Origin of the sequence: Rhodococcus sp. 15-2388-1-1a (assembly GCF_002259145.1) — a bacterium.
Classification (GTDB): domain Bacteria; phylum Actinomycetota; class Actinomycetes; order Mycobacteriales; family Mycobacteriaceae; genus Rhodococcoides.
Genome location: NZ_NPFP01000039.1, coordinates 15,094 through 35,020, shown reverse-complemented (window position 1 = coordinate 35,020; position 19,927 = coordinate 15,094). Strand labels below are relative to the sequence as shown.

At 65.3% G+C, this 19,927-nt stretch carries 21 protein-coding genes; 11 read left to right on the top strand and 10 right to left on the bottom strand.

What is annotated here, in order from left to right; translation table 11 throughout:
• Window positions 1-63 precede the first annotated feature (63 nt).
• The 4 genes from CH302_RS20650 (at window position 64) to CH302_RS20640 (ending at window position 3,351) form a co-directional block, all read left to right on the top strand.
• Entirely contained in the window at window positions 64-1,278 is a 1,215-nt protein-coding gene (locus tag CH302_RS20650; RefSeq protein ID WP_037190661.1) for a PucR family transcriptional regulator, read from the top strand.
• A gap of 227 nt (window positions 1,279-1,505) precedes the next feature.
• A complete protein-coding gene (locus tag CH302_RS30225; RefSeq protein ID WP_170945704.1) occupies window positions 1,506-1,658 on the top strand; it encodes a hypothetical protein in 153 nt (50 codons plus the stop codon).
• Window positions 1,655-2,722 carry a TerC family protein gene (locus CH302_RS20645; protein WP_037190659.1) on the top strand — a complete coding sequence of 356 codons (1,068 nt, stop codon included), beginning with the start codon at window positions 1,655-1,657 and terminating at the stop codon, window positions 2,720-2,722. The genes CH302_RS30225 and CH302_RS20645 overlap by 4 nt, the downstream gene beginning before the upstream one ends.
• 80 nt (window positions 2,723-2,802) lie before the next feature.
• Window positions 2,803-3,351 (top strand): Dps family protein, encoded by a 549-nt coding sequence (locus CH302_RS20640; RefSeq protein WP_037190670.1) that lies wholly within the window; start codon window positions 2,803-2,805, stop codon window positions 3,349-3,351.
• Window positions 3,352-3,418: 67 nt separating this feature from the next.
• On the opposite strand, the gene CH302_RS20635 is transcribed toward CH302_RS20640, so the two are convergent.
• Window positions 3,419-3,880 (bottom strand): hypothetical protein, encoded by a 462-nt coding sequence (locus tag CH302_RS20635; protein WP_037190657.1) that lies wholly within the window; start codon window positions 3,878-3,880, stop codon window positions 3,419-3,421.
• A 119-nt stretch (window positions 3,881-3,999) separates the two neighbouring features.
• Between CH302_RS20635 and CH302_RS20630 the strand changes: the two genes are divergently transcribed.
• Window positions 4,000-4,197 (top strand): CsbD family protein, encoded by a 198-nt coding sequence (locus CH302_RS20630; RefSeq protein ID WP_027496220.1) that lies wholly within the window; start codon window positions 4,000-4,002, stop codon window positions 4,195-4,197.
• Between the two features lie 82 nt (window positions 4,198-4,279).
• Here the strand turns inward: CH302_RS20630 and CH302_RS20625 are convergent, their stop codons facing one another.
• Together CH302_RS20625 and CH302_RS20620 are read right to left on the bottom strand one after the other, a co-directional pair.
• Window positions 4,280-5,008 (bottom strand): EAL domain-containing protein, encoded by a 729-nt coding sequence (locus CH302_RS20625; protein WP_230596268.1) that lies wholly within the window; start codon window positions 5,006-5,008, stop codon window positions 4,280-4,282.
• On the bottom strand, window positions 5,005-6,258 hold the full coding sequence (locus CH302_RS20620; protein ID WP_037190655.1) for a PucR family transcriptional regulator: 1,254 nt from the start codon (window positions 6,256-6,258) through the stop codon (window positions 5,005-5,007). Before CH302_RS20620 ends, CH302_RS20625 begins: the two co-directional genes overlap by 4 nt.
• A gap of 352 nt (window positions 6,259-6,610) precedes the next feature.
• Here CH302_RS20620 and CH302_RS20615 point away from each other — a divergent pair, with 352 nt between their 5' ends.
• The gene (locus CH302_RS20615) at window positions 6,611-7,798 is read left to right on the top strand and encodes an esterase/lipase family protein (RefSeq protein ID WP_037190653.1); all 1,188 of its coding nucleotides are present in this window, start codon (window positions 6,611-6,613) and stop codon (window positions 7,796-7,798) included.
• Between the two features lie 42 nt (window positions 7,799-7,840).
• Here the strand turns inward: CH302_RS20615 and CH302_RS20610 are convergent, their stop codons facing one another.
• Genes CH302_RS20610 through CH302_RS20590 form a run of 5 tightly spaced genes read right to left on the bottom strand, consistent with a single transcriptional unit; the run spans window position 7,841 to window position 12,911 of the window.
• On the bottom strand, window positions 7,841-8,863 hold the full coding sequence (locus CH302_RS20610; RefSeq protein WP_037190652.1) for an LLM class flavin-dependent oxidoreductase: 1,023 nt from the start codon (window positions 8,861-8,863) through the stop codon (window positions 7,841-7,843).
• A 34-nt stretch (window positions 8,864-8,897) separates the two neighbouring features.
• On the bottom strand, window positions 8,898-9,728 hold the full coding sequence (locus tag CH302_RS20605; RefSeq protein ID WP_037190651.1) for a galactosyltransferase-related protein: 831 nt from the start codon (window positions 9,726-9,728) through the stop codon (window positions 8,898-8,900).
• Window positions 9,725-10,729, bottom strand: coding sequence for a glycosyltransferase (locus CH302_RS20600; protein WP_037190650.1), 1,005 nt, complete (start codon window positions 10,727-10,729; stop codon window positions 9,725-9,727). Before CH302_RS20600 ends, CH302_RS20605 begins: the two co-directional genes overlap by 4 nt.
• Window positions 10,726-11,835 (bottom strand): glycosyltransferase, encoded by a 1,110-nt coding sequence (locus CH302_RS20595; protein WP_037190648.1) that lies wholly within the window; start codon window positions 11,833-11,835, stop codon window positions 10,726-10,728. Before CH302_RS20595 ends, CH302_RS20600 begins: the two co-directional genes overlap by 4 nt.
• Entirely contained in the window at window positions 11,832-12,911 is a 1,080-nt protein-coding gene (locus CH302_RS20590; protein WP_037190668.1) for a glycosyltransferase, read from the bottom strand. Before CH302_RS20590 ends, CH302_RS20595 begins: the two co-directional genes overlap by 4 nt.
• A 168-nt stretch (window positions 12,912-13,079) precedes the next feature.
• Between CH302_RS20590 and CH302_RS20585 the strand changes: the two genes are divergently transcribed.
• The 4 genes from CH302_RS20585 (at window position 13,080) to CH302_RS20570 (ending at window position 17,490) form a co-directional block, all read left to right on the top strand.
• Window positions 13,080-14,018, top strand: a complete 939-nt coding sequence (locus CH302_RS20585; RefSeq protein ID WP_037190647.1) for a WcbI family polysaccharide biosynthesis putative acetyltransferase — start codon at window positions 13,080-13,082, stop codon at window positions 14,016-14,018.
• Window positions 14,015-16,336, top strand: coding sequence for a glycosyltransferase (locus tag CH302_RS30685; RefSeq protein WP_230596267.1), 2,322 nt, complete (start codon window positions 14,015-14,017; stop codon window positions 16,334-16,336). The genes CH302_RS20585 and CH302_RS30685 overlap by 4 nt, the downstream gene beginning before the upstream one ends.
• 85 nt (window positions 16,337-16,421) lie before the next feature.
• Window positions 16,422-16,652: a hypothetical protein gene (locus CH302_RS20575; RefSeq protein ID WP_230596266.1), complete on the top strand. Its 231-nt coding sequence runs from the start codon at window positions 16,422-16,424 to the stop codon at window positions 16,650-16,652.
• A gap of 13 nt (window positions 16,653-16,665) precedes the next feature.
• Window positions 16,666-17,490, top strand: coding sequence for a CDP-alcohol phosphatidyltransferase family protein (locus tag CH302_RS20570; protein WP_094650019.1), 825 nt, complete (start codon window positions 16,666-16,668; stop codon window positions 17,488-17,490).
• Here the strand turns inward: CH302_RS20570 and CH302_RS20565 are convergent.
• Both CH302_RS20565 and CH302_RS20560 read right to left on the bottom strand, forming a co-directional pair.
• On the bottom strand, window positions 17,438-18,274 hold the full coding sequence (locus CH302_RS20565; protein WP_037190646.1) for a YihY/virulence factor BrkB family protein: 837 nt from the start codon (window positions 18,272-18,274) through the stop codon (window positions 17,438-17,440). The two genes, CH302_RS20570 and CH302_RS20565, sit on opposite strands and share 53 nt — an antisense overlap.
• A gap of 50 nt (window positions 18,275-18,324) precedes the next feature.
• Window positions 18,325-18,717, bottom strand: a complete 393-nt coding sequence (locus CH302_RS20560; protein WP_037190645.1) for an OsmC family protein — start codon at window positions 18,715-18,717, stop codon at window positions 18,325-18,327.
• A 213-nt stretch (window positions 18,718-18,930) separates the two neighbouring features.
• Here CH302_RS20560 and CH302_RS20555 point away from each other — a divergent pair, with 213 nt between their 5' ends.
• Window positions 18,931-19,884 (top strand): hypothetical protein, encoded by a 954-nt coding sequence (locus tag CH302_RS20555; protein WP_037190644.1) that lies wholly within the window; start codon window positions 18,931-18,933, stop codon window positions 19,882-19,884.
• Window positions 19,885-19,927 lie beyond the last annotated feature (43 nt).

Genomic DNA, 19,927 nt, shown 5'->3' with positions numbered 1-19,927 from the left:
CCGTGTAACCGATCGGTGTCGGCGGCTTACCATGATGGGAGTCGACGAGGAGCAAGACACCACATGGCCACACAGCGGGACGCGGTACCGCTCGACACGGTCGCCGCGCTCGCCGCGTCGGACGCAGGCGGACTCGACGTCGCGTTACTGGGCAGCTTTCTGCACGTTCTCACCGACGCGGTGGATGCGGGCGTCCCCCTCAGACGCAAGCAGCTACGCGAGTTTCGTGCGCAGGGCGATGCCGCGGCGCGGGCGGGAGTCGCATTGCGAGCCTTGCTCGATCTGTATCTGAGCTCCGCGTGGCGGTTGTGGCGCGAGCTGCCCGCCGTCGCCGCGGCCGCCGAGGATCCCTCCGGCGTCGTCACCGCGGGCGAAGTGATGCTGCGTGCCGTCGACGACGCGGTGGCCGAACTGGCCGAGGGCTATCAGCTCGCGCGTCGCACTCTGGTGCGCGCCGAGGTGCTCGCCCGACGCGAATTCGTCGACGATCTGCTCTCGGGCACCTCCGATGTGGCCGGGGTGCTCGGGCGTGCACAGGCCTTCGGGCTGGACCTGTCGAGTCCACATGCGGTGGCCGTCGTGACCTCGACCACTCCGTTCACCGACGCCAGTTCCGCGATCGGCCTCGTCGAGCGCACCGTGCAGGGGAGCAAGGGCGATGCCGAACTACTCGTCGCGACCAAGCAGGACCGTTTGATCCTCGTGTTTCCGGCACCCGACCTGGACGCCGTCGACCACGTACTGACCCGGGTGGGACGCGCCCTCGGCACGCCCGCCCTCGCGTCGAACGAATCGGTCGATCTCCGCCGGGCGGGCGAGTACGGCCGGACACAGATCGGGGTCGGCCGCGCTCGAGGTGGAGCTGTCGGTGTTGCGGCGTCCTACCGAGAAGCGCTCGACGCACTCGAACTGGCCTCGGCACTCGGGCTCGACGCACCCGTTGTCGACGCCCGCGATCTGCTCGTCTATCGGGTGCTGATCAGTGATCGCGCGGCTATCGCCGACCTGGTGGACACGTTGCTGACCCCACTCCTGGTCGCCCGCGGTGGAGCAGGTCCCCTCCTCGAGACATTGCAGGTGTACTTCGACACAGGCGCGAACTCTGCGTCGACTGCGCGCCGCATGCATCTGTCCGTGCGCGCGGTCACCTACAGATTGTCGCGAATAAAGGATTTGACCGGGCAGGATGTGGGCAACCCCGTCGAGGCATTTGCGCTGCACACAGCGGTGCTCGGCGCAATGTTGCTCGACTGGCCGTCCACCCGTCTGTCATCTTGACCTAGCAAAGATGCTTACATTGCCGGTATCCGGCAACCAAATGCGACAGAAGATGTCCGCAAAACGACCATGCCTGCAGGAAAGTGAACAGTCACACTGGAGTAGTCGAGGTCGAAGCCGCACGAGTGGAGCCCGCGGAACGACTTGTCGAGCCGCACCGGGTCCACTCGCGGCCAGTAACACCATCGAATTCGGACGTACGAGAAACGTAAAGGAGCATGTGACAGATGTCGTTGACACAGAAGCTGACATCGTTCGCTCGCAGCCCGCAGGGCAAGAAGATGATCGATCAAGCACGTCGGTATGCGACCAAGCCCGAGAATCAGGCGAAGTTGAAGCAGCTCGGCAGCAAATTCACTAGTAGAGGTGGCCGTTCATGAACGTCGTCCCGTGGTGGGCATGGGCGGCATTCGGTGCCGTCGTCCTGATCTTGTTGGCCATCGACCTGTTGGCGCACCGCGGTGCCCACATCATCGGCTTCAAGGAGGCCGCGTGGTGGAGCGCCCTGTGGGTCGGCGTGGCCATCATCTTCGGCATCGTGGTGTTCTTCACGTTGGGAACCACGGCCGGAGTCGAATACACGACGGCTTGGTTGCTGGAGAAGAGTCTGTCCGTCGACAACCTCTTCGTCTTCGCGCTGATCTTCGGTTACTTCAAGGTTCCGCGTGAGTACCAGCACCGCGTGCTGTTCTTCGGTGTGATCGGTGCCCTGGTCTTCCGTGCGATCTTCCTGGCCGCCGGTGTGGCCATCGTCAGCAAGTTCGCTGCCGTTCTGTTCGTCTTCGCAGCCATCCTCCTCTACAGCGCTTACAAGCTGATGAAGGACGAGGACGACTCGTACGACCCGAGCACCTCGATCGCAGTTCGCCTGCTTCGCAAGATCATTCCTGTCCGCGACGAATACGAGGGCACCAAGTTCTTCGTCAAGGAAGCCGGCAAGCGGGTGGCCACGCCACTTCTCGCCGTCGTGGTGGCGATCGAAGCCGCCGACCTGGTCTTCGCAGTGGACAGCGTTCCTGCCGTTCTCGCGGTGACCGACGACCCGTTCATCGTCTACTCCTCGAACGCGTTCGCCATCCTCGGCCTTCGCGCCCTGTACTTCCTGCTCGCAGGGTTGCTCGAGAAGTTCCACTACCTGTCCAAGGGACTGGCGATCATCCTCGCCTTCATCGGCGTCAAGCTGATCCTGCAGGCCGGACACAAGGTGATCAGCACCTCGATCCCCGAGATCCCCTCGCTGGTCAGCCTGGTGGTCATCATCGTGGTCCTGGCAGGCTCGATCATCCTGAGCCTGAAGAACCCGCCGAAGGAAGACGACGAAGCAGGCAAGATCGACGAGGTCGCCGCCAACAGTCCGATCGTCGATCCGACGGATGGAACATCCACCGCCGGCACGTCGCCGACGGGAACCTCCGGTACGGATTCACCGAGACTCGACAAGTAGAAGCACCGCACGAGACATGCCCCGCCGATCTGTTCGGCGGGGCATGTTTGTGTTCCGGGGCGTTGGGGCAATCACTGATCATGGCTGAAAAGAACTCGTACACCGTTCCCGGACTCACCTCGGAAAAGGGCGCGCGCGTCGCCGAGATCTTGCAAGATCGACTGAACGCGTACAACGACCTCCATCTGACGCTCAAGCACATTCACTGGAATGTCGTCGGACCCAACTTCATCTCGGTACACGAGATGCTCGACCCGCAGGTCGAGGCTGTTCGTGGCTTCGCAGACGATGTCGCCGAGCGCATCGCGACGCTCGGCTCCTCCGCCAAGGGCACACCGGGCACCATCGTCTCCGAGCGCACCTGGGACGACTACTCGATCGGTCGCGCGACGGCGATCGAGCACCTCGGAGCTCTCGACCTGGTCTACACCGGTGTCATCGAGACCACCCGCAAGAACATCGAAGAGGTCGGCGAGATCGACCCGGTGACCGAGGACATGCTCATCGGCCAGAGCGCGCAGCTCGAACTCTTCCACTGGTTCGTGCGGGCACACCTGGAGAACTCCGGTGGTCAGCTGTCCACCGCCAACGCGACCAGCGAGGTCGACGCGGCGAAGCAAGCAGGCTAGACACTCACACTCCAGCACCGACCTCGCCGTCAACCGGCGGGGTCGGTGCTTTGTCGTGAACCGGCGGTCAGTCGGCCGGCCTCGCTTCGTGCCCGCTGCGGCCGTGGGTTCGACGCTTTTCCTTCATCTCGGCCTCGAAGACGTGGCGACGTCCGTCGAGCAACTCGTCCCGGACGGCCCTCTCGTGTTCGCGCAACGGACTCCAGTACCCGTCGTCGAATTCTTCGACGAGCTGGAACGTCCAACGCCCCGGTGCGATGTTTCGACCGATCATGTCGTCGTCGATTCGCTGCGCGATCGCGTCGTGATCTGCATCGGCAAGTGCCTCGACGGCCTCTCCCAGCAGCAGGTCGGAATGTCCCATCAGTTGGTGGAACGAGTAGAGATGTCCCCGGGCCCGCTCCACGCACTCGAGCGCCTCGGACATCTTTCCCACTGCGGCCACGGTCGCATCGTCCACGCCGCTCGGGCGCCGATGTTCGGCCGATGGGGTTTCGTGTGACGGCTGTGCACCGATCTCTGTATCCATTGGCGAGGACTACCCCGATCACCCCGGCACTACCCGCGCGCGCTTCGATGATTACTGCGGGCTGTCACGGGTATAGCTCCTCGTGAACGGATAGAACAATCGATTTCGAGGAGTTCACCATGGCTGATTTCATCGACAAGGCAAAGCACAAGGCAGAAGAGCTCGTGGGCGAAGCCAAGGAAAAGATCGGCCACAAGACCGACAACGACGACCTTGCTGCCGAAGGCGCAAAGGATCAGGCGTCGGGCAAGACCAAGCAGGTCGGCGACGACGTCTCGGACGCCGCAGGCAACATCAAGGACAAGTTCACGAACTGATCGTCTCGATCGGTCGTACCGAAACCCCGCACCAAGGCCGAGGCCGTGAAGGTGCGGGGTTTCCTCGTCCCTTGGCCACTCGTCAGATCGGCGGATTCGGCAGCGGCATCGGACGGCCGAACAGCCAGCCCTGACCGAGGGTTGCTCCCAGCGACACGGCTCGACGTAGATGCCTAGGGGTTTCGATTCCTTCGGCCAGCAGAACGGCATCACTCGACCGAACATAGGCCCGCACCTGCCGCACCGCGGCACGCGAGCGATACGGGGACCGGACGATCGACGCGTCCAGTTTGACGATGTCCGGCGCGACCGAGTCCAACAGTTCCAACGTTGCAGGTGTGGCACCGACATCGTCCATGGCCACCGACATGCCGCGAGCGCGGGCTCCTCGAACCAGGGTCATCAACAACGGGACGTTTCGGTCGAGGTCTCGCTCGGTGATCTCGAGGACGACGTCGAGGTCGTCGCCGATCGCATCGAGGTGGATATCGACGTCGCGTTCGTCGACGAAACAGCCCGGCTCGATGTTGAGAAAGAAGCGCACCCGACGCGAGTACGCGCGCTCGCGTGCCGCGCGGAGTGCAGCGGCGCGGCACGCGACATCGACGCGACCCACCATCCCGCGCTCTCGCGCCAGCGCGAACACGTCCTCGGGTACGGCCAGACTCGGAGACGGCCACCTGGCCAGAGCCTCGTATCCGACGACTGCCCCGGTGGCCAGTTCTACGACGGGCTGAAACAGAGCCGCCACGGACTCCACCTGATCGAGCGCCGCCGACGCTGCGAGCACCGCGCCGTCCGGCGCGGTCACAGTGATCGCTCGTCCACCGGGCGGCGGGCTTCGAGGCGGTCTGCGATCAGAGCAGCGTGCAGCCTTCGCAGACCGGACGGCTTCATCGGATCGAGTCCGGTGAGCTGCTCCACCCTCTTCAAGCGGTAGTCGACGGTGTTCGGATGCACCGTCAGCCAGGTGGCCGTCTTCTTTCGGTTGGAATCCGAGTCGACGAACGCTTGCAGAGTCGGCAACAGGTCGACCGAATCGCGTAGCGGATCTATCAGTGTCACAAGATGTCTGCGACCCAGGCCCGGCCTGCTCACCTGGTACTCGAACACGAGATCCGAAATCCGGTACGTCCCGGGTGCGTACCGGAGCCGACGCACGAGACTCAGCAGTTCGTACAGGTGGGGCGAGGTCGTGGCGATGTCGTCGATCGCGGCCGACCCGGTCGTCGCGGTCACCGGCACCTGGCCCGCTTCGGCCAGACGATCGACCAGTTCGCCGATGTCGACACCGGGGACGTCGGGCAGCAGGACGGTACCGCCGGTGGGACCGATGGACGCGATGGGCGCGCAGGTCGCGTCGAACGTGGCCAGCGCAGTGTGGATTCTTCGTAGCTTTCGAGCCGCCATCATCGCGGCGTCGATCCGTCGGCCACCTTCGTCGACGTGGGTCGGAAAGTGCAGGGCGACAACGTGATAGTCCTCGGCGAGCAGCGTACCCATCCGGTCGGCGATCTTGCGGGCCGTGCCGTCACCGGTGAGCAACGCGTCGAGCAGTTCCACGTCGTGACGGGGACCGTTCTGAGTCAGCGTCCTGAATTCGGCCAGGTAGGCGTCGGCCACGGCTGCGGTGACGACATCCAACAGCTCCATGATCAGGACGGTTCCGTCGACGAGCCGATCGTCGGCACCCTCGTCGACCGCGCGCGGTGCCTGTCGCACAGCCAGTGCGCAGCCCTCGTTGATCGCATGTTGAATACGGCCGAGCGGTACGCCGTCACGCGCCCACCGGGTTGCTGCGTCGCGAAAGACGTCCATCGCACCGGGTATCGGCAGCCGACCGGACTCGAGGACTCCGATCGCCAGCTCGCAGCAGGTCGTCGTCATGTCGTCGAGCTCACCGCGGGCGCACTCGCGCGGCGGTGGTGTGTCCTCGGGTTCGCCGAAGTGCTGATCCAGCATGCGTGCGGCCGTCTCTCGCGGCGTCCGCAGACGATCGGACGCCCGTCGCCCACTGACGAACTCCTCCTGCGACACCTGCACGCTCCCTGCTGCCGTCACCGAAGACCCCACCCCTCGAACTCGAAACCTGCTTCAGGTTTGTTTCCCCGCCCCACCGGCATCGTTCGACGATCGCTCGGCCCCGACCTCGCGTGACTGCATCCGTATCGACCGACGCCGAGCGGGATGCGGACACACGAACAGTAGAACAAAAATCAAACCTGCGGATTGTTTCGACGATTATATCCGGCAGTCCATCTTGAATCGGGACATCAGCTCACTTGTGACGTTCTCTCACATATGAGACATCGGTTGCGGGCGGATTCCAAACGCCGGGCAGGAGAGCGCAATCGACCGAAATCCGCGTTTACTGTTCCGCCTTGTCCAACAACCTCGTCGAAAGTCAGGCTCCATGACCACTTCTCGGACCACCTTCCGCACGACGCGGAAGGCAACGACGGTGCGCGCTGCAATGATCGCGGCAATGGCGTGCTCACTCACCCTCGGTGCCGGTGTTGCAGCACAGGCACAGCCCGCCACCACGCCCGCTCCGCCCGCCACCGTGCAGGGCGACACAGTTGTTCCGCCCGGTCCGACCGAGGCATCGCCCAAGGCAGCCGACCAGGGCATCGCCCAGCCGAACATCGAATCCGCCGCTCCCGCGACGATCACCTACGACCCCCGGACCGAGACCAAGGGCTACGGACCGGAACAGAAGAACTTCCTGGCCGGATTCCTCTACAGCCTCGTCAACCCCGACGTCGCGCCTCAGGGTGCGAACGACTGGAACTGCAAGCCGTCCGCAGCCCACCCGCGCCCGGTCGTGCTACTGCACGGCACGTGGGAGAACGCGTACAACAACTTCGCTCGTATGTCGCCTGCCCTGAAGAAGGAGGGCTACTGCATCTTCGCGCTGAACTACGGAGACGGCGACGCCAGCGTCGTCGGCAACCTACCGTCGCTGCGCGGCACCGCGTCCGTGGCGTCGAGCGCCAAGGAAATCGCCACCTACGTCGATGCAGTACGTACTGCCACCGGTTCCGCACAGGTCGACATCGTCGGCCATTCGCAGGGTGGACTCGTCACCCGTCAGTACCTGCGTTTCGAGGGCGGTGCCAACCCGGCCGACCCGACGAAGAACAAGGTGAACACCGTCGTCAGCGTCGCCGGCTCGAACCACGGAACGACCCTCGTCGGCATCGGCACCCTGGGCCGCACGATCAACAACATCGGCCTCAACGTGCTCGGCGTCGTCGGGGCCATCGCCGGACCCGCAGCCTCGGATCAGGTCATCGACTCGGACTTGGTCAAGGGATTGGCAGTGGGCGGTGACACCGACCCCGGCATCAAGTACACCGTGATCGGCACCAAGTACGACGAGGTCGTCACCCCGTACAAGACGACGTTCCTCACCGCAGGCCCCGGCGCCACGGTCAACAACATCACCCTGCAGGACGGCTGCGGAATCGACCTGTCCGACCACCTGTCGATCTCGGTCTCGCCTCGCGCGATCGGCATCGTGAAGAATGCACTGGATCCGAAGGGCTTCCCCACGAAGTCGATCCCGTGTGCATTCAACTCACCGATCACCGGCGGCTAGTTCACCTCGGTGAGGGCGATCGGCCATCGACGCCGGTCGCCCTCACTGCTGCGCGGGCACCCATCCGAGCAGGGGCCCGAGCGTGTGTGCCATGTCGGTCAGGATCTGTACGTAGTCCTCGTGGTCGAAGCTGAACGGCAATGCGAACGCCACCTCGTCCACCTCACGAAACGACCTGTCGGCGTACAACTTCTCGGCGATCCTGTCCGAAGTCCCGACGAGGTCGGGCGCGAACAACATCCGAGCCGGACCCTGCGGCTCGAGCGTGCGCGCGAATCGCCCACGCGCGTACTCCTCGTACTTGGCCGTTTGCGAAGGACTCGCACTGTCGGTCGGAATCACCACCAAACCCTGCGAGACCCTCGCATCGCCCCCGGCCGGGTGGAACTCCCGAAAGCGCCGAATGTGCGAGAGCTGGATGTCGTCGAAATCGGTCGACTCCTCTGCGCGCACCACACTGCTGACCAGAAGATTCATCTCGTTCTCACCGGCCCACTGCGCCGACCGCAGGCTCGCTCCCCCGTACCACATTCGACTGCGCAGACCGGGTGAATACGGCTGCACGCGAGCGGAATACGACTCGATGCCCTCCGTCCCCGACCACGCCGACGCCGGCTCTCCGGCAACGAACCCGAGCAGCCTCGATACCCGTTCGTACCCGAAATCCTCGCTATCGGCGGTGTCGGGATAAAGCGAATGTTTGACCCGCTCGAACTGCATCGGTTGTCCCACACTGACTCCGGGATTGATCCGCCCACCGGACAACACGTCGACGGTCGCCAGATCTTCGGCGAGCCGCAGGGGGTTCTCCCAACCCAGCGGTGTCACCGCCGTACCGAGCGCTATCCGGTCGGTACGCTGCGATGCCGCAGCCATGACTGCGATGGGTGAGGAAATTCCGAACTGCAGGTGACGATGCCGAAGCCACGCGCTGTCGAAGCCCAACTGCTCACCGAGTTCGATGATGTTCAGCGTCGATTCGTGGCCGCGTGCCGGATCGGCCTCGTCGAACAGCCCGATCGTGAGAAATCCGAGCGAACGCAACGGACGAGAAGGCGTAGGCACGTCGAGACTCCATTCGGCCGAATTTCGACCCAGCCTAAACGAATCGGTCGGCCGTGCGGCGAATCCCGGAGCCGTCGAACTCGACGAGGCCGCGAGCGGCGAAGGCGTCGAGCCAGCCGATCATCGGCCACCGACCCCATCGATCGAAGAACGTGCGCGCATTGGCGACGATGTCGTCGAGATGTTCCACCGGAGGATCGGAGACCGGATGGAACTGGTGGTAGGCGTGCGCCCCGCCGACCCACCGCAACCCCATGCCCGACGCCTCCGCGCTGGCCGCGAAATCGGTGTCCTCACCGCCGTAGCCGGTGTAGTCCTCGCAGAAGCCGCCGAGTTCGGTCCAGGTCGCTGCCCCGACCGCGAAGGACAGCGACCAGAACAGATCGAAGTTGTCTCCGTGCTCGACGGCGTCGACCGGCGGGTTCGGCCGCGCCGGATGCGGCGCGGTCAGCGACGTCAGAGCCTCGCCCTCGACACCGATGTCCTTCTCTTTCAGGTAGGTCACCGGACCGCAGAGCAGGGATCGTTCGTTGCCTGGCAGCGTTGCCGCCCGGCGGTATCGCTCGATCATGTCGGGGCCAGGAATGCAGTCGACGTCCAGGAACACCAAGAGTTCTCCGCCCCGTTCGAGGGCTGCGGCCGCGCCCCGATTGCGGGCGCGAGCCAGCGGGAGCGGACTCTGCGCGGGCATGTCGATACACGTCGCCGCCGAACCCGATCGAGCGAGCACGTCGACGATCGCGTGGTCCCCCATCGAGACGACGACGTGCTCCACCTGCTCTTCCGTCGATGTGCCCAGACCGCGCACCTGAGCGGCCAAGTGCTCGTGTCGACCGGACACCACGGTGACGACGACGGTCTTCACTGTCGCACCGTTCGAGGTGCGGCCAACTCGATCGCCCTGGCGGCACGGGCGGGCGCTCCCTCGGTACGCAACGCGGACCACCCTCGACCACCGATCTCGCGGGCGCGATTCGCCGTGGCGTGCCACCGCGCGACGGAGGGCCACGAGTCGAGAACTTCGGCGAACGGTCCGCGCGCCAGTGCCGCGGCGGTGGCCGACTGCTCGCCGAAGGGTCGAGCCTGCGGCACCACGATGGCGGGCGCGCCCGAGGCGGCGACGTCGGCAACAGCGTTCTGGCCGGCGTGCGTGACGACGAGTGCTGCCGAACACAACACCGGCCACACGTCGTCCACCCAGTCGCCGCCTGCGACGCCGAGTGCGCGGAACTCGAAGCGGGCGTCCACTGCCGACCACGAGTCCACCAGGTCTCGGGTCAGCGCCGTGCCACCGGCGGCGCCGAGAACCACCACCGTCGGATCGGCGTGGGCGCCGACTCGCTCACGTTCGGCGAACCGGCTGATCGAGCCTGCATAGGTGGTCTTCTCGGCGAAGGGGCGCAGCCAGGCCGGGTCGTAGACCTCGCGGGACCACGGCGCGACGATGTGGGTCGCCGCCCGGTAGGCGAGATTGTGAATCGGATCGTCCCGCTCTCCCGGAATTGCCATCACGATCACGCGAACGCCCATGAGCCGCAAGAACATCGCGACCTCCACCGATACGTCGACCACCACTGCCCGCGGCCGCTCGCGCGCCACCCATTCCGCGATGATCGCCATCCGCTCGGTCAGACCGTCCACTCCGTGAGGAGCCCAGTGCAGCACTCCGCCTGCCGAACTATCTTGTGCCACAGCGTCCGTGGAGTCGTCCACATCGAGTGGTAACGAGAGCCATTCGGCCGCCGCATGCCCCGGAGGTCGAGTTCTCGAGGACAGCACGGTCACCGGTTCCGACATTGAGCGTGCGATGGCGTCGGATCGGGTGATGTGACCGACCCCGTGATGATGCGCGTAGTAGCCGATCATGCGATCGCGAGTCGTTCGTCGACGGAGTCGGCGGATGCGGCCAGTGTCGAGTGGTAGAGCGCCTCGTACTCGTCCACCATCCGATCCATCGAGCACACCTTCTCCGCCCGCGCCCGGACGTCGGACCTCTTCAGCGCTGCCGCCGCGGGGATCGCTGCGGCGAGGCCGTGAACGTCGTCGGCCGCCACCAGAACTCCCGACAAGCCATCGACGATCTCCGGTATGCCGCCTCTGGCGAACGCGGCGACCGGAGTGCCACAGGCCAGTGCTTCGGCCACCACCAGGCCGTACGGTTCGGACCAGACCGGCGAGACCAGTGCGACCTCGGCACCCGCCACCAATGCCGCCAGGGCGGGCTGATCGAGGTGCCCGACGTACTGGATGTTCTCGTCGAGCATCGGCTCGACGCACTCGTGGAAGTACTCGAGATTGCTCAGCGGGCCGGCGATACGCAGCGAGCGGCCCGCTTCCTTCGCAGCCGCAATGGCCAGGTGCAGCCCCTTCTCCGGGACCACCCGACCCGACCACACCACGTAGTCACCGCCGGTGCCGAACGGCCAGTCCGCCAACGAGATTCCGTTGCGAATGACGACGGTTCCGTCGGTGACATCGGCCCACTGCGAGGCAGCGAACTCGCTGACCGCGGCAAATGTGTTGGCACGGGGAGGGGCCAACGCAACTGCGGACTCCAGCCACGCGAACGGAGGTGTGTGCAGTGTCGTCACCATCGGTACCGACAGCGTCGCCGACATCGCCAGCGGTAGGTAGTGCAGGCTGTGGTTGTGCACGATGTCGAAGGACCGAGACAGCGTCCCGGCGAGTTCCAACATGACCGCCAGGTACGCGTGATGCTCGCGGATCGCGGTGGGAGTGATCGAAACGTCGGCGACGGAGATCGGCGTCAGATCCAGCGTTCGGACCGGCAACAGCGTCGCGTCGAGGTCGACGCTCGATCCGTCTGCAGCGAACAGACTCACCTGATGTCCACGCTCGGCGAGCGCGCGCACCAGGTTGTAGACGTGTGCCTCCAGACCGCCTGCGAATGGCTGGGCCACCGGAAAACTCGACGACGCCAGCACCGCGATGCGAAGTGGGCTCTCGTTCAACGCATCTCCTTTGTCACTGCTGAATAGATCGCTGCATGAGTTGCGGCGATTCGTTGTCGTTGCTCCGCGCGAACGTCGGAATCGACTGCCGGCGTTCGATCGGCGTGCGATGCCCGCACGGCAGCAACGAGGGTGTCGGGATCGAACGAATCGATTCCCATTCGGAAACTGTGCACATGGGCCTGATCTGCATAGAAGCCGCAGTCGGACGCGACAACGGAGGTACCGAGATCGCGGCAGGCCTCGAGCCAGCCCGAGTGCGTGCCGAATCGGTACGGCAGCACCGAGACGTCGATCGAGGACAGATAGTCCCACAGCGCATCGTCGTCGAAACGTCGGTGCACTCGCACGTCGACATCGGGAAAACTCGTGTAGTCGAGCAACTTTGCGCCGACCGTCGGGCTGTACCAATGGCTGGAGGACTCGAACACGGCCTCGTCGATGTCCAACCGGACGGTGGCGTCGGGCAGAGATCGAGCGGCCTCGACCACCGCATCCATCACAGCCAACGGATCCATGTTGGACCGCAGGTTCTTGGCGTGTACACCGATGACGAACGAGTCCGACGCCGCGCGCGGTAGAGCCATCCGCTCGAGCGGCACGACGTGCGGATGGTCGACCACCGTTGCCTCGACGCCCCACCGCTCGCGAATCCAGGCAGCGGCTCCCGCGGTGAGGGTGATGACGGCGGCGGCGGCGCGAACCAGTACGTCCAACTGTCGCAGGTGATCGGCGTTGTCGGCGAAATGGGGATTGTGCAGGTCGTGGACGGTCAGAACCAATGGCTGACGGTGGGCGCGCAGATGGTCGACCGTACGGGTGAGCTCGTCCGGCGCGAAGGACTCGAACCCGAAATGCACGTGCAGAACATCGAAGTGCACGTCGGTCTGCTCGGCGAGCCACTGAGCATCGAGCAGTCGTGGGGGCCACCACTGGCCGGGTACGTCGACTCGGGCGGGGGCCGGATCGGGCAGCACGACCACCGACGTGTCGCCGGACTGCGCGGCGTCGCCGACGACGGGCTGCAGGTGCCGGACATAGGCGTGCGAGGACGGAACCGATGCGACGCGAATCATGAATTCCTTCGGGTACGAGCAGGCGGATCGTGCCTGGTCCCGACACGCGATACGTTGCCAGTACCCAGTTGCACCCGGATTCAATCGGGGTTGGCGAAGCCCGTTCACCGGGTCTACGTTGACGAGAGAATGGTCCAACACGAACGAGCACACGACGTCGGGGCAAGCATGGACGGTCGCACCCGCCACTACGGCGACTTCTACGAACTGGCGGACAACCCGGGTCTCCGCGCCCAGGACGACAGACCGCTTCTGCTCGTCTGGGGAAATTGCCAGGCCGAGGCGCTGCGTATCCTCCTCGCTTCCGATCCGGCCATGCCGCTGCGCACGGTGCGCATCCCTCCTGTGCACGAGCTGGAATCCTCGGACCTGCCCCACGTCGACCGCCTCGTGTGTCAGGCGTCGGTGCTGCTCACCCAGCCGGTACGAGCCGGCTATCGGTCACTGCCGCTGGGGGTGCCCGACCTCACGGAAGCACTCGCACCCGACGCCACCGTCGTCCGGTGGCCGGTGCTCAGATACGCGGGGCTGCACCCCTTCCAAGTCATCGTTCGACACCCGAGCGACCCCGCTGCGGTCCCGAACATGGTGCCGTACCACGACTTACGGACGATTCTCGCCGCCCGTCGCGGCCTCGGCGGCGACGAGGACTGGGATCGATCGGTCTCGGACGACGGTCTGCGACAGGCAGCCGAGGCGAGCCTCGACGAGTTGCGGCGACGCGAACGCCGGGACACCGATATCGTCGCCTCCGATCTGTTCGGAGGTGCCGGGAGCAACGCCACCCACACGATCAACCATGCGACCAATGTGGTGCTCTGTGCCCTCGCCCAACGGATACTCGATCAGTTGGATACCGGCAGTACGGTCCGGGATCCGGGACGCGAGTTGCTCGGAGGTGTTCGCGCGCCAGTCGAGAGACGAGTGCTGAATGCTCTTGGCCTGCAGGGTGATTCGCGGCCGAATTGGTCGGTGGACGGCGCTCCTCTTTCGCCGGATTCCGTTCACCGCGCTCACCTGCAGTGGTACGCAGATCGTCCCGAATTCGTCGGTGCGGCGCTCGAACGGCACGCGGAGCTGATCCGAACACTGGAGCTGACACCGTGACCGGCACGGTACATCATCTGGTGATGGGGCCGAACGAGCACGGTGTCGTCCGCTGCGCACGCGAATTGGCTTCCGCAACAGCGAGTCCGGTGGTGTCGGATCTCGAGCATCCTCCGCTCGACACTCCCCTCCACGTGCACTTCACCGACCGGCTGTTCGGCCGAACTGCTGGGGAGGCAGCGGATGCTTTCGTCGCCTTCGCGCAGCGGCACCGTGCACCGATCACCGTCACGGTGCACGATGTTCCGCAGGCATCCGACGGCCACGCGTTCGAGGTGCGGAAGGACTGCTATCGACGGGTGGCACACTGCGCCTCGGCCGTCGTCGTCTCCAGCATGCACGAGCGGCTGCTGCTCGAGGACGTCCTGGATCGTCGGCACGACGTTCGGGTGATCCCGCTCCCGATCGGACGCGCGGCGGCGCGGACCGAGGACCGCGTCGCCCCGCGAAGAATCGTCGGAATACTCGGATTCGTCTATCCGGGCAAGGGGCACGAGGAGGTACTCGATGCCATGACGTCGCTGGACACCGATGTCGACGTTCTCTCGATCGGGTCCGCGTCACCGGGCCACGAATCCATGATCGGCGAACTCGGTCGTGCTGCAGAGCAACTCGGGCGATCGTTCACCTCCACCGGTTTCGTTCCCGATGTCGCGCTGAACGAGCTCCTGCGGTCGGTTGCGATTCCCGTCGCATTCCACCGACACGTATCGGCATCGGGTTCGATCAATTCCTGGATCGCGGCAGGCCGTCGGCCACTCGTCCCGCGCGGTCGATACGTGGAGGAAATGGAGGCCAACTCCCCCGGCGCGCTGTGGATTCACGAGAATTCGGTCGAGGGTCTCGCCGCTGCGATGGCAGAGGCTCTGCTCCATCCCGACAGGACATGGCAGCAGCACGACGTGGTCACCTACCCCACGCTCGAGCAGGCCGCCGCGCTGTACCGCGGATTGTTCGACGAACGATGTGCGACAACGGCGACGGAGCTACCCGACGGCCGGTGGGTGGTACCGAGCAATCGGTGGGATCTCGCCGAGCACGTCGATCGGGATCCGCGAGTGTCCGTGGTGATCCCGTACTTTCGCCAGCAGCGTCAGCTGGAGTTCGTACTCACTGCGCTCACACTGCAGAGCTACTCGGCCTCCCTGCTACAGGTGATCGTGGCCGACGACGGGTCCCCCGAAGCACCGGACGTCGATGCCTTTCGGCCCGCTCTCGACATCACCGTCGTTCGACAGGAGGATCTCGGCTTTCGCGCAGCGGCTGCGCGCAATCTCGGCGCATCGGTCGCCGACGGGGAGATCCTGTGTTTTCTGGACGCGGACACCGTCCCCGAACCCGGGTACATCGCGGAATCGGTACGGCTGACAGGGGCCCTTCCCGATGCCCTCACCGTGGGTCGGCGACGCCACGCCGATCTGACGGGCTGGTCCGCCGAGGACGTGGCCGGATGGTTCGGCGGCGGATCGTCCGGACCGCCGGAGTTGTCCGAGCCTGCGTGGCTTCGGGACGGGTATTCCCACTCGCGAGACCTGCTCGACGCCGATCGACGTTCGTACCGGTACATCATCAGCGCCGTCATGTCGTGCAGCCGTCAGCTGTTCTCCGAGATCGGTGGATTCGACGAGACCTTCGTCGGATACGGCGGAGAGGACTGGGATTTCGCACATCGCGCGTACGACGCAGGCGCCGTCCTCGCGCACCTGCCCCGAGCGGTCGCCTGGCACGACGGACCCGAATGGGCCGAGCGGACGGGCGGGGATCGCGAACGCAAGAATCTCGAAGCCCTGATGCTGTCCTCGCGCATCACCGACCCTGCCGCTCGCACGCACGGCCTCGTCTACGCCGTGCCCGAGATCGTCGTGATCGTCGATTCCGCCGGACACAGTTCGGCTTCGCTGCTCGCCACCGTCGGTTCCGTTCTGCGCGAGCGAGATTGCGCGGTGTGGATGGACGGTCCGGACGCGGCGACGTTGCGAGAGCCGTGGGGCGACGTCGACCCACGCATTCATCTGGGTCGCCCTGCCGACACCGGTCGCAGCCACGTCGTCGTGCACGTGCGCGGACTCGTGTTGTTCGGTGATCACGCTCTGCGCCGAATGCTGGCAACCGGCGCCGATCGCATGACCGTGGACGTCGGCGGCAGCGGTGTCGTCGAGTGTCGCAGTTCGCGTTCGAGTGCGCGTGCGGCGCGGTGGTCCGATGCGCTCGGTCGTGATCCGCTCGACGCGGCCGGAGAGCTTTTCGGGCACATGCACCGCACGGCCGTCGAATTCGGGATCTCGACCGGTGAACATCAACCGAATCTGTCCTGGTGATGGCGAATACGGTGTGGTGGCCACTGATGGAAGAATGGGAGTCCGCGCTCGTCGGGGACGACGTAACAGCAAGGTCGGGTGGACAATGAACAGAACGCTGTATTCGATGATCTGGATGATGGCGATCATCGCCTTGGTTGCATTGATCTGGGGCACAGTCGGATACGTGTATGCCGACGAACATCCGCTGCGCCGAGCGGCGTTCGTCGGTGGCGGAGTGTTGATCTCGGGATGGCTGCTCGTGTTCGCTGCCGTCGGCATCAAGATCTCGCGACTGAAAGCACGCAGGAGAGCGAGCAACTCCGAAGACGACTGAGGACTCGGCCGGGGTGCGGATTGAGAACGCTGTGGGCGGGTACTCCGCCTCGAAGTCTCGACGCGCACACGCCGGTCACCCGCTCGTCGAGTTCCTCTCAGTCAGTGCCGAGCAAGGGTCCTCGATGGTCAATCAGCGCAGTACGTCGAAGCAGCAGCGTATTCCGGCACGGCCGGCGACTCGCGAGGAGTATCTGTCGACGTGGTCGACGCTGCACAACCACATCGATCCATCCTCGTCCGCGCTGGTCTCGGGTTGGCTCCGTGTCGTCTACTCGTTGAGCGCGCCGCTGGTGCGCGCGTCCGTCTCCGCTCACGCCATCACCCTCACCGCCGTCGTCGTGGCAGGAGCGGCAGTGGCTCTGTCGCGACCCGGCACCTCGGCACCACTGATCGCAGCTGTACTGATCGCGATCTCCGGCCTGCTCGACGGTATCGACGGCGGCGTCGCGATGATCGGCCGTTCCCAATCCCAATGGGGGTACCTGCTCGACACCGTCGCCGATCGCTGCAGCGACCTGCTGCTACTGGCCAGCGGTCTTGCTCTCGGAGCCCCGATGCCGCTCGTCGTCGCGGTGGGCGTGACGACGTTGCTGCACGAGATGGCCCGTGCCCGCGCAGTAGGTTCCGGCATCGAGGATGTCGGCTTCCTGACGGTGTGGGAGCGTCCCTCGCGGGTGATCGCGGCTTTGGTCACGGCGACCGTCGCCGGTGCCGCTCCGGCTGCTGCCGGAACATCGGCGACCATCGGAATGTCGGTGACGTGCGCACTCGCGGTCGTCGGGTTCACCCAGTTGATGTTCGGGTTGCATCGTCGAGCCGATCGAACTCGGCAGTGACCAGCCAGCCGGCGAGAGCCAGCACATGGAACACGAACATCCACAACATGATTGCCACCCCGCCGCCGATAGCGGTGAGGCCTCCGAACGGCGCACCCAGGTCCACCGGAATCGCCAGGAACAAGATGAATCCGTGTACGAATCCGGTGACGATGGACGAGGTGACGAGTGATCCGACGATCAACGCCCGCCAGCCCACCGCGCGAGGCGCGATCACGCGATAGGTCCACGCCAACGGGACCGACAGGATCAACCACAGGCAGTTGAAGCCGAGGAACACGCGCAGCGTCATGGCACCGATTCCGCCGCCCCCGGTCAATGCGTCGAGCAACCGCGCAACGCAGAGGACGCCGGCCAGTAGGACCGGTGCCGCGGCGAAGAACGGCACCATCGCAAGCCGACCGCGCCAACCGGTGAACGATTCTCGAGTCGGTGCGAACCGCACGATCGCCCGTCGCAGACCCTCACCGTAGAACGTCGCGGGAAATATGGCGATCAGGACGCCGATCGGTCCGAGTTCGACTCCGGCCGTAGCCAATCCATCCACTGCCGCGCGCGCACCGAGGGCGTCGGGCAGCAACGCCGACATGGCGTCGAATCCGCCACGGACCCAGTCCGCCGACACCAACAGGGTGCAGGCGCGGATGGTGAGAAGCAGCAGCGGCACCACGGCGATGACGGCGTAGAAGGTGAGTCCGCCCGCGATCAAGGTGGTGTCCTCGCGGGCGAATCCAGCTTTGATCGCGCCGACTCCCCGCGCTGCCCGGGTGCGTATCGAGGTCATCACGCGGTCATCTCGCGCGGGCACCGAAGAACACGCCGACCCTCACGGCCTCATTCAAGGGTGATGTCCACTCCGTCGATGACCTTGAGAAACGGGCAGATCGACTTTGCCTGCGCCAGCACTGCTTCGGCGTCGTCGGTGCCCGGGAGAGAAACCGCGAGGGCGAACCTCGCGTCGTAACCGGATGCGTCGGAGTCGGTGAGTACGACGGTGCCCTTCACCGCAAGATCGTCGACGCTGCCTCCGACGGTTCCGAGCGCGATACGCAGAGATTCGACCAGGCAGCTCGACAGTGCGGCGGCCATCAGCTGCTCGGGGTTGGTGCACTGCCCCGGCCCACCGAGTTGCTCGGGTTCGCGCACACCGAGCGAGAGGACGCCGTCGTCGGAGGTGACTCCCGTTGCGGTGGCAGAGACAGTTGCTGTGTACAGCGCGGTGTTCATCGATGTCGGATGTCCAGTCGGCAGCCGATCGAAACCGCCGGAGCAGGCGAGCGCAAGACGAGACCGGAGGGTACGTGTCGATGTTCACATATCGCACACATCAGTTTGACCGAACCTACTCACGGGTAACGCTGCTGTCAGGGCCGAGCATCACGCTGTGACCCACAGGCATCGGCCAGAGAAAATCGACCACCCGACCGAAAGGGGAGCACCATGAGCACATCCACGTTGATCGCGCAGTTGCGCATCGCACTGCAGCTGACGAACACCGAAATCCAGATCGCGGAAACTCGCGTCGTTCAGGCGCGCACCGAGGCGGTACGCAGGGAGCTGACTCAGAACGCCGCGAACGGACGCGAGCGCGCAGCAGCCATCGAGGAAGCCCTTCGCGGACTCGGCGGACTGCCCGAACTCGTCGCACCGTTCCTGGGCCGCACACTCGCCGCCGTCAAGACGGTCGCGGAGCAGGCACAGCCGTTCGACGAGGCCCTGCTGGGCGATCTCGCACTTGAGCAGCAGCTCCTGGGCCGCGCCAAGTACATCAAGGCACTGGCCACGGCAGCCGACGAGCCCACCGTCGTCGCACTGGCGTCTCGGCTGGTCACGGCGCACAGCGCAACGGTGGAGTGGCTCGAGACCGTGCTCGCGGAAGACGCCCTTGGCGGACCCGCAGCGTTGCGTCGTACTCCGTTCCAGGCCGCCGCAGGCACCGCGGTCAAGATCGTCAACGCACCGGCAACCTGGTCGGCTCGCGGACTCGACCGCGCATTGGACGCAGCTCGCGCCACCCCGGACCGCCTCGCAGCGCTTCTGGGCCGCGGCGCTCACGCCGGTGACGTGGCTGTCAAGACTCTGACGGCAAGTCGCGACGCGGCACTCGAGGCAGCCGAGGACGTCACCCGCAGCGAGGGAGTCGATTCGGTCGCCGACGCGATCCACACCGCACGGTCGGCCGGCGGAACCCTGGACGCCGACGAGTTGCCGATCGCGGACTACGACGACCTGAACGTTTCGGACGCCGTCGCCGCCATCAAGGACCTCACGAACCCGGCCGACGTTCGCACCGTCGTGACGTACGAAGAGGCACACAAGAACCGCCACGGAGTCGTGTCCGCAGGACAGACGCGCGTGGCAGCAATCGCCAAGGATGTCATCTCCGTCGACTGACGACGATCGACCGATCCTTCTGCGAATACCGATGCGGCCCGTG

Coding starts and splice junctions, on each gene's coding strand:
- CH302_RS20590 (WP_037190668.1), bottom strand. CDS start 12,911: ATGATTCGCGTCGCATCGGTTCCGTCCTCGCACGCCTATGTCCGGCAC.
- CH302_RS20645 (WP_037190659.1), top strand. CDS start 1,655: ATGAACGTCGTCCCGTGGTGGGCATGGGCGGCATTCGGTGCCGTCGTC.
- CH302_RS20600 (WP_037190650.1), bottom strand. CDS start 10,729: ATGATCGGCTACTACGCGCATCATCACGGGGTCGGTCACATCACCCGA.
- CH302_RS20560 (WP_037190645.1), bottom strand. CDS start 18,717: ATGAACACCGCGCTGTACACAGCAACTGTCTCTGCCACCGCAACGGGA.
- CH302_RS20585 (WP_037190647.1), top strand. CDS start 13,080: ATGGACGGTCGCACCCGCCACTACGGCGACTTCTACGAACTGGCGGAC.
- CH302_RS20555 (WP_037190644.1), top strand. CDS start 18,931: ATGAGCACATCCACGTTGATCGCGCAGTTGCGCATCGCACTGCAGCTG.
- CH302_RS20640 (WP_037190670.1), top strand. CDS start 2,803: ATGGCTGAAAAGAACTCGTACACCGTTCCCGGACTCACCTCGGAAAAG.
- CH302_RS20630 (WP_027496220.1), top strand. CDS start 4,000: ATGGCTGATTTCATCGACAAGGCAAAGCACAAGGCAGAAGAGCTCGTG.
- CH302_RS20635 (WP_037190657.1), bottom strand. CDS start 3,880: ATGGATACAGAGATCGGTGCACAGCCGTCACACGAAACCCCATCGGCC.
- CH302_RS20615 (WP_037190653.1), top strand. CDS start 6,611: ATGACCACTTCTCGGACCACCTTCCGCACGACGCGGAAGGCAACGACG.
- CH302_RS20575 (WP_230596266.1), top strand. CDS start 16,422: ATGAACAGAACGCTGTATTCGATGATCTGGATGATGGCGATCATCGCC.
- CH302_RS20565 (WP_037190646.1), bottom strand. CDS start 18,274: ATGACCTCGATACGCACCCGGGCAGCGCGGGGAGTCGGCGCGATCAAA.
- CH302_RS30225 (WP_170945704.1), top strand. CDS start 1,506: ATGTCGTTGACACAGAAGCTGACATCGTTCGCTCGCAGCCCGCAGGGC.
- CH302_RS20650 (WP_037190661.1), top strand. CDS start 64: ATGGCCACACAGCGGGACGCGGTACCGCTCGACACGGTCGCCGCGCTC.